Consider the following 7,384-nt stretch of genomic DNA (forward strand, 5'->3'; position numbering starts at 1 on the left):
CCGGCCCCCGGCGCCGCGGCGCCGCGGCCGGCGACGGTGGTGCTACAGGCGTCGATGAGTGCGGGACTGACCATCACCGGCGCGATCAGTAGGGATCCACCGGCAAGGCTCCACCGTGCCCTTTGCGAAAACCGCACGCATCACTCCCGCTGATCACCCGATACCGGGAAATCAGATTACGCGCGAAGTGGCGAAACCCCCGGCAGCCGCGCGCCTGCGATGCCGCCCCGATGGGGAAGCTTTATCGCGGCGTGACCGACTGGGTCTCGGCAGCCCGGCGGGCGGCCGCCACGATGCCCTGGTAACCGGTGCACCGGCAGAAGTTGCCCGACAGGCCCTCGCGGATCTCGTGATCGCTGGGGTCGGGATTGTCGCGCAGCAGCGCGGTCAGCGACATGACGAAACCCGGCGTGCAGAAGCCGCATTGCAGCCCGTGGCACTCCCGCAGCGCCGACTGCACGGGCGACAGGGTGCCGTCCGGTGCGGCAACGCCCTCGACCGTCGTCACCTCCGCCCCCTCGGCCTGCACCGCGAACATCAGGCACGAACGCACGGCCTCCCCGTCCAGCAGGACCGTGCAGGCCCCGCACGCCCCATGCTCGCAGCCCAGGTGCGTGCCGGTCAGGCCGCACCGCTCCCGCAGGAAGTCCGCCAGCGTCATCCGCGGTTCGACGGCGGCGGTGACTGGAGTCCCGTTGACGGACAGTTCGATTGGGTGTTCACGCATCGCTTGCCCCCGTGGCCGCTTCGGCTGTCGCTCGTGTCCAGGCCCGCGCGGCCATCGCGGCGCCCACCTTCAGCCGGTACGACGCCGAGCCCTGCAGGTCGTTGGGAACGTCGTCCAGCCCGCTCATGGCCGCTTCGCCGATCTGTTCGGGCACCAGCTCGGCGACGGGCCTGCCCACCGCCGCCACCTCGGCCGCGGTCGCGCGGCGCACCGTGGGCCCCATGCCCAGCAGCCCGATCGCGCAGCCCGACACCCGATCCCGGTCGTCGAGCTGGACGGCGACCAGGGCGCCCGCGATCGCGAAGTCGCCGTGCCGGCGCGAGAACTCCTCCACCGCGAACCCGGATCTGCCGTCCCACACGGGAAATCGCACGCCGGTCAGCACCTCGTCGGAGTCCATCGTGGTCTCCCATACTCCGGCGAAGAAGTCGGCGGCCGCGATCTCGCGGCGCCCGCGCGGCGAGGCGACCTCCATGACCGCGTCCAGCGTCAGGGCCACGGCGGGGTATTCGCCGGCGGCGTCGGCGTGGGCGATCGACCCGCCAAGGGTGCCGCGGTTGCGGATCTGGAAATGTCCGACGAACGGCGTCGCCCGGGTCAACAACGGAACCGCTTGGCGCACTTGGTCGTCGGCGCCCACGGCCGCCTCCGTGGTGCCCGCGCCGATCCACAGCTCGTTGCCCCTGCGGTCGATGCCCCGCAGCTCGGGCAGCCGGGAGATGTCGATGAGATGGTCGAAGTAGGCCAGCCGCATCGCCAGCATCGGCACCAGGCTCTGGCCGCCCGCCAGGATCTTCGCGTCATCGCCCAGCTCGGCCAGCAGGCCTACGGCGTCGTCGAGGGTGTCGGGGCGGTGGTATTCGAACGCGGCCGGTTTCATCGTTCACCCCGCTCCAGCAGGGCGGCGATCGATGCCGGGCTGGCCGGCAGCCGGGTGACCCTCACGCCCAGCGGTGCCAGCGCGTCGTTGATGGCGTTGATCACCGCCGGGGTCGACCCGATGGCCCCGCCCTCACCGGCGCCCTTGTAGCCGCCCGGCCCCGGCCCGGGGATCTCGACGTGTCCGAACTCGATCGGCGGCACCTCGGTGGCCGTGGGCAGCAGGTAGTCGACGAAAGTCGTTGCCAGCGGGTTGCCGTCGTCGTCGTAAACCATGTCCTCCATCAGGGCGCCGCCGATGCCCTGCACCGTCCCGCCGGCGATCTGGCCTTCCACCACCGACGGGTTGATCATGGGGCCGACGTCCTCGCTGACGATGTAGCGCAGCAGCGTCACCTTGCCCGTCGCCACGTCCACCTCGCAGGTGCAGGCGTGCGTCGCGTTGGACCAGTGGATGGGGTTGGTCGAGTTGAACCGGGCGGTGGCCTCCAGGTTGGTCGACAGCCCCGGCGGCAGCTGCTGCGGCGAGTAGTACGCCACGTAGGCCAGCTCGCCGAACGACACCGACCTGGCCGGGTCACCGCGCACGCTGGCGACCGAGAACGCCAGATCTACTTGCGCCTCCGGCACTTTCAGGTGGTGCGCGGCCAGCGCCACGATCGTCTCGCGCAGGATGGCGCCCGCCTCGGCGACGGCCCCGGCGGTCATCGGCGCGCTGCGGCTGCCCTGCGTCCCGGCGCCGTACGGGGTGATCGCGGTGTCGCCCTGGATGGTGGCCACGTCGTCGATGTCGGCGCCCAGCGCGTCGGCGGTCAGCTGCACGACGGTGGTCTCGATGCTGTTTCCGCTCGAGCCGCCGTTGACGTAGACGTTGATCTTGCCGGTCGGCTCCATGCGGATGGTGGCGCCTTCGGTGGCCAGGTGCCCGGTGGCTGCGCCGGTGGGCTCGATGTAGGCCGAGAAGCCCAGGCCCAGGTAGCGGCCGTGCGCCAACGCCTCGGCCTGTTCCTTCCGAAAGCCTTCGTGGTCAAGGATTTTCACCGCCTGCTCGAACGTGTCGATCGGGGCGACGTGGTCATACGGCATGCCGTTGGGGTTGACGTAGGGCATCTCGTCGCGGCGCAACAGGTTGCGCCGGCGCAGCTCGACCGGGTCGACGTTCATCTTGCGGGCGGCGATGTCGAGCAGGATCTCGCGGGCCAGCGTCTCGTACTGCCACGGGCCGCGGTAGGCGGCCAGGCCGCTGGTGTTGGAGAAGACCGTCTTGTAGTTGAAGCTGGCCTTGGGCACCCGGTAGGGGCCGGGGAAGAACATGCCGATGGCGGCCGTGGTCAGCACCGGGTACGGGGTCGGGTAGGCGCCGATGTCCTGGACGAAGTCGATGTCCGCGGCCGCGATGTTGCCCTCGGCGTCGAACGCCATGCGCGCGGTGCCGTCGACGTGCCGGGCCTGCCCGGCCGACATCAGGTTCTCGCGCCGGTCCTCGATCCACTTCAGCGCCGCCGGCACCTTGCGGGCGGCCAGCATGATGCACATGTCCTCCCGCATCGGGACGACCTTCTGGCCGAACCCGCCGCCGGTGTCGCGCATGATGACCCGAACCCGTTGCGCGGCAATGCCCAATAGCCGGGCGCAGAACGCGCGCAGTTCGTGCGGGGTCTGGGTGGACGCCCACATCGTGAGTTCCCCGGTGCCGGCGGTCCATTCGACCACCAGGCCGCGGGTCTCGATCGGCACCGGCGCGTAGATCTGTTGGTAGATGTGCTCTTTGACGACGCACGGCGCGTTGGCGAACAGCTCCTCGTCCGGCGGGGCCCCGCCCATCCCGCCGGCGACGTTGTTCGGGTAGCCGTCGTGCACCAGCACCTCGGAGTCCTGCGCTCGGGTGAAGTCGGTGACCGCGGGCAGCGGCTCGTAGTCGACGTCGACGAGCTCAAGCGCGTCCTCGGCGATGTAGCGGCTCTCGGCGACGATGAGCGCGACGGGGTCGCCGACGAACTTGGCCTCGCCCTCGGCCAGCGGCGGTCGCGGGGTGTCCGGCATGTCCTTGCCGGCGACGGCGTGCCACGCCTCTTTCACGTCCGGGTTGAGGTCGGCGGCGGTGAACACCGCGCGCACCCCGGGCAGCGCCAGGGCCGCCGAGGCGTCGATGCCGTTGATCCGCGCCCGCGCGAACGGGCTGCGCACGAAGCAGGCGTGCAGCATCCCGGGTCGCGAAATGTCGTCCACGAAGCTGCCGCGGCCGGTCAGCAGCCGGCCGTCCTCCACCCGCTGGACGCGGGTGCCGGCGTACCGGGGCGTGGGGGTGACGGGTCCGGCCGTGGTCGCCTGCACGTCCTGGGTCATTGCGCTCCATCATTGTCACTGTGCGAGAAGCCCAATGTCATCATAGGAGAGTGACGTTATCGCAGTCTATCGGCCCGGCGCCGCGCATCGTCGGGGTGCTGCTGGCCGCAGGGGCCGGGAGCCGCTACGGCAAGCCGAAGGTGCTGGTCGACGGCTGGCTCGAGGCCGCGGTGGACGCGCTGCAGGACGGCGGTTGTGCGGGCGTCGTCCTGGTCCTGGGCGCCGTCGAGGTTCCTGCCCCGGTCGGGGTCACGGCGATCGCCGCGCCGGACTGGCGCGAGGGGCTGAGCGCCTCGGTGCGAGCCGGCCTGAACCAGGCGGACCGCATGCACGCGGACTACGCGGTGCTGCACGTCATCGACACGCCCGACGTCGGCGCCGCCGTGGTGGCACGAGTCCTGGACCGCGCGGTGGGGTCCACCAGCGGCCTGGCCCGCGCCGTGTTCGGCGACCGGCCGGGGCACCCGGTGGTGATCGCGCGCCGGCACTGGCCCGAGGTCCTCTCGCGCATCTCCGGCGATCAGGGCGCCGGCGCCTACCTGCGCACCCGGCACGACGTCGAGCTCGTCGACTGCGCCGATCTGGCCGGCGGTCGCGACATCGACGAGCCCTAGGCCGCCGCGGGCGGGTCGGCGGCCGGCAGGGCGGCGTCTTGGGCGGCGGCGTGCACCCGATGGCGGACCAGGTACCAACCGGCGATCAGCGCGGGGATGCCGACGGCCATCGCGCCGAGCAGCCACGGGCCCTGGACCTTGTCCACCAGCATCAGGACCAGGACGCCGGCCAGGAAGGCCAGCGTGAGGTAGCCGCTGTAGGGCGCCAACGGCATCCGGAAGTGCGGCCGTTGCACCGTCCCGGCGCGGGACAGCCGGTAGAACCGCAGCTGGCTCGCGACGATCGTCCCCCAGGCGACCACGACGCCCACGGCGGCGATGTGGAGCACGATTTCGAACGCCTGGCTCGGTTTGACGGCGTTGAGCACGATGCCCAACAGGCCGACAACGGCGGTGAGCAGGATCCCGCCGTACGGTACGCCGTTCTTCGTCATGGGCGCGGTGAACTTCGGTCCGCTGCCGTTGATCGCCATGGACCGCAGGATGCGGCCCGTGGAGTACAGCCCGGCGTTCAGGCTGGACAGCGCGGCGGTGAGGACGACGAGGTTCATCACGCTGCCCGCCCCGCCGAACCCGACCTTGGAGAAGAAGGTGACGAACGGGCTCACATGGTCCCGGTAGGCGGTGTGTGGCAGCAGCAGCGCCAGCAGGACCGTCGACCCGATGTAGAACACGGCGATGCGAAACACCACCGAGTTGATCGCGCGCGGCATGATCTTGTGCGGGTTCGCGGTCTCCCCGGCCGCGATGCCGACCAGTTCGACCGCGGCGTAGGCGAAGACCACGCCCGAGGTCACCAGCACCAGGGGCAGCAGGCCGGCCGGCAGAAGTCCCCCGTGGCTGTCCCAGAGCGCCACCCCGGGGTCATGGCCGTCGACCTTGAAGCGGCCGACCAGGAAGACCGTGCCGACGACCAGGAACGTCACCAGCGCGAGCACCTTGATCAACGAGGCCCAGAACTCCAGCTCGCCGAACAGCTTGACCGAGATGAGGTTCATCGCCAGCACGATGACCAACGCGATCAACGCCAGCGTCCACTGCGGCACGGCCTGCAACGCCGTCCAGTAGTGGCAGTAGTGCGCGATCGCGGTGGTGTCCACGATGCCGGTCATCGCCCAGTTGAGGAAGTACAACCAGCCCGCCGCGAAAGCGGCCTTTTCGCCGAAGAATTCACGGGCGTAGGAGACGAAGGATCCCGAGGACGGGCGGTAGAGCACGAGCTCGCCGAGGGCGCGCAGGATCAAGAAGACGAAGACGCCGCAGATCCCGTACACCAGGAACAACCCCGGTCCCGCCGACGCGAGCCGTCCTCCGGCGCCGAGGAACAGGCCGGTTCCGATGGCGCCGCCGAGACCGATCATCTGGATCTGGCGGTTGTTCAGGCCCTTGTGATAGCCCGACTCTTCGCGGGTGAGCCGCGCGGCGGCGCTGTCTTGCGGTGGCATTGAGTCCTGCCGTCTCGGCTCCGGAAAGGCTCAGGCTAACCCACCGATGCGCCCGCGCGCTCACTGCGCGGCCGTCGCATCGCGGCACACCCTTTCGACCCCCCGGGAACAAGACGGCGGCGTCCGCCGTTAGCATGTGCGACAAGTTGAGCGAACCAGACTCAATGCTGGGTTGACACCACGGTGTCGACCAGAGCAGTCTTGAGCGGGGTTCACTCAGCATAGTGGCACCAAAGAAGCTCTACTCAATCAGGAGGAATCACTATGGCTCGTGCGGTCGGTATCGACCTCGGGACCACCAACTCCGTCGTCGCAGTTCTCGAGGGCGGTGACCCCGTCGTCGTCGCCAACTCCGAGGGCTCGCGGACGACCCCGTCCATCGTCGCGTTCGCGCGCAACGGCGAGGTGCTCGTCGGTCAGCCCGCCAAGAACCAGGCGGTGACCAACGTCGACCGCACCATCCGTTCGGTCAAGCGGCACATGGGCACGGACTGGTCCATCGAGATCGATGACAAGAAATACACCGCGCAGGAGATCAGCGCCCGGGTGCTGATGAAGCTGAAGCGCGACGCCGAGGCGTACCTGGGTGAGGACATCACCGACGCCGTCATCACCGTGCCGGCGTACTTCAACGACGCCCAGCGGCAGGCGACCAAGGAAGCCGGCCAGATCGCAGGCCTCAACGTGCTGCGCATCGTCAACGAGCCCACCGCGGCCGCGCTGGCGTACGGCCTGGACAAGGGCGAGAAGGAACAGACCATCCTGGTCTTCGACCTGGGCGGCGGCACCTTCGACGTCTCGCTGCTCGAGATCGGCGAGGGCGTGGTCGAGGTCCGCGCCACCAGCGGTGACAACCACCTCGGTGGCGACGATTGGGACGACCGGGTCGTCGAGTGGCTGGTCGACAAGTTCAAGGGCACCAGCGGGATCGACCTGACCAAGGACAAGATGGCGATGCAGCGGCTGCGTGAGGCCGCGGAGAAGGCCAAGATCGAGCTCTCGAGCTCGCAGAGCACCTCGATCAACCTGCCTTACATCACGGTCGACGCGGACAAGAACCCGCTGTTCCTCGACGAGCAGCTGACCCGCGCCGAGTTCCAGCGCATCACGCAGGACCTGCTGGACCGCACCCGTCAGCCCTTCCAGTCGGTGATCAAGGACGCCGGCATCTCGGTGTCCGAGATCGACCACGTGGTGCTGGTGGGTGGGTCCACCCGCATGCCCGCGGTGACCGACCTGGTCAAGGAGCTCACCGGCGGCAAGGAGCCCAACAAGGGCGTCAACCCCGACGAGGTGGTGGCCGTGGGCGCCGCGCTGCAGGCCGGTGTGCTCAAGGGTGAGGTGAAAGACGTTCTGCTGCTTGACGTCACGCC

6 protein-coding genes are annotated in these 7,384 nt (G+C 69.6%); 2 read left to right on the top strand and 4 right to left on the bottom strand.

Features of this window, described 5'->3' with window-relative positions:
- Positions 1–241: 241 nt before the first annotated feature.
- Genes A9X04_RS18150 through A9X04_RS18160 form a run of 3 tightly spaced genes read right to left on the bottom strand, consistent with a single transcriptional unit; the run spans position 242 to position 3,952 of the window.
- A complete protein-coding gene (locus tag A9X04_RS18150; protein ID WP_067923356.1) occupies positions 242–727 on the bottom strand; it encodes a (2Fe-2S)-binding protein in 486 nt (161 codons plus the stop codon).
- Positions 720–1,607 (bottom strand): xanthine dehydrogenase family protein subunit M, encoded by an 888-nt coding sequence (locus tag A9X04_RS18155; RefSeq protein WP_067923359.1) that lies wholly within the window; start codon positions 1,605–1,607, stop codon positions 720–722. The genes A9X04_RS18150 and A9X04_RS18155 overlap by 8 nt, the downstream gene beginning before the upstream one ends.
- Positions 1,604–3,952 (bottom strand): xanthine dehydrogenase family protein molybdopterin-binding subunit, encoded by a 2,349-nt coding sequence (locus tag A9X04_RS18160; protein WP_067923362.1) that lies wholly within the window; start codon positions 3,950–3,952, stop codon positions 1,604–1,606. The genes A9X04_RS18155 and A9X04_RS18160 overlap by 4 nt, the downstream gene beginning before the upstream one ends.
- A gap of 50 nt (positions 3,953–4,002) precedes the next feature.
- Between A9X04_RS18160 and A9X04_RS18165 the strand changes: the two genes are divergently transcribed.
- On the top strand, positions 4,003–4,566 hold the full coding sequence (locus A9X04_RS18165; protein WP_082975082.1) for an NTP transferase domain-containing protein: 564 nt from the start codon (positions 4,003–4,005) through the stop codon (positions 4,564–4,566).
- Here the strand turns inward: A9X04_RS18165 and A9X04_RS18170 are convergent.
- A complete protein-coding gene (locus A9X04_RS18170) occupies positions 4,563–6,011 on the bottom strand; it encodes an amino acid permease (protein WP_067923365.1) in 1,449 nt (482 codons plus the stop codon). The genes A9X04_RS18165 and A9X04_RS18170 overlap by 4 nt on opposite strands.
- 264 nt (positions 6,012–6,275) lie before the next feature.
- Between A9X04_RS18170 and A9X04_RS18175 the strand changes: the two genes are divergently transcribed.
- Positions 6,276–7,384, top strand: a 1,109-nt coding sequence (locus A9X04_RS18175) for an Hsp70 family protein (protein WP_156764406.1), incomplete at its 3' end; no start/stop codon positions are given.

It is taken from the genome of Mycobacterium sp. E3247, from assembly GCF_001667785.1.
Taxonomy (GTDB): Bacteria; Actinomycetota; Actinomycetes; order Mycobacteriales; family Mycobacteriaceae; genus Mycobacterium.

What these genes read in the sequence shown, in the direction of transcription:
- A9X04_RS18150 (WP_067923356.1), bottom strand. Translation starts at nt 727, where the DNA reads ATGCGTGAACACCCAATCGAACTGTCCGTCAACGGGACTCCAGTCACC.
- A9X04_RS18170 (WP_067923365.1), bottom strand. Translation starts at nt 6,011, where the DNA reads ATGCCACCGCAAGACAGCGCCGCCGCGCGGCTCACCCGCGAAGAGTCG.
- A9X04_RS18160 (WP_067923362.1), bottom strand. Translation starts at nt 3,952, where the DNA reads ATGACCCAGGACGTGCAGGCGACCACGGCCGGACCCGTCACCCCCACG.
- A9X04_RS18155 (WP_067923359.1), bottom strand. Translation starts at nt 1,607, where the DNA reads ATGAAACCGGCCGCGTTCGAATACCACCGCCCCGACACCCTCGACGAC.